This window comes from Arcobacter cryaerophilus gv. crypticus (assembly GCF_002993025.1).
Lineage (GTDB): Bacteria > Campylobacterota > Campylobacteria > Campylobacterales > Arcobacteraceae > Aliarcobacter > Aliarcobacter cryaerophilus_B.
The window spans coordinates 1-936 of sequence record NZ_NXGI01000015.1 but is presented as its reverse complement, the minus strand read 5'-3'; the positions used below and the strand labels follow the sequence as shown (position 1 = coordinate 936).

Sequence of the window (936 nt, the reverse complement as noted above, 5' to 3'; positions counted from 1 at the left end):
TCGCCCTATTAAGACTCGCTTTCGCTACGGCTTCGCACTTGGCTTAACCTTGCCAGACACCACAACTCGCAGGCTCATTATGCAAAAGGCAGTCCATCACCCTGTACAAGACATAGGGCTCTGAATGATTGTAAGCTAATGGTTTCAGGTTCTATTTCACTCTGCTCGCTGCAGTACTTTTCACCTTTCCCTCACGGTACTTGTTCACTATCGATCTGTAAGTAGTATTTAGGATTGGAGGGTGGTCCCCCCAGCTTCAGTCAAAATATCACGTGTTCCGACCTACTCAGGATACTATTAGTATTATTGAGAATTTTAATTACAGGAGTATCACCTTCTATGCTATAGCTTTCCAACTATTTCATCTATTCTCTTTAATTACACATTATAGTCCTACAACCCCCAATGCAAGCATTGGGTTTGTCCTAATCCCAGTTCGCTCGCCGCTACTATGGGAATCTCATTTGATTTCTCTTCCTCTGGCTACTGAGATGTTTCACTTCACCAGGTTCGCTCCCCGTAGGGTAACATAGTTCTCACCATGCTGGGTTGCCCCATTCGGAAATCCTCGGATCAAAGCTCTTTGGCAGCTCCCCGAGGCTTATCGCAGCCTAATACGTCCTTCATCGCCTCTTACAGTCAAGGCATCCACCATTAGCCCTTAATAGCTTATTATTAAATCTAAATAAATTTAGATTTAGTTTTATTTGCCTAAAATAACTATTTCTAGTTATTCTAAATTTGATAATATTCTTTGGCTACTATCTTATTAAACATACATACAAGTACATACTTTAATAAGTTAGTTGTGTTATCTATAGTTTTTTAATATCTCTATTAAATTTTAGATATGAAATTTTTATTTAAAATTAAACATTACTATTTAATTTTACGAAAAATTTTTAAAGACTTTAACATTATATTTTTAAATATCAT

At 37.1% G+C, this 936-nt stretch carries 1 rRNA gene; it reads right to left on the bottom strand.

The annotated features are described in order from the left end of the window. Positions 1 to 675: ribosomal RNA gene (locus tag CJ670_RS07170) — 23S ribosomal RNA — on the bottom strand; the annotation flags it as partial. Between the last annotated feature and the right edge of the window lie 261 nt (positions 676 to 936).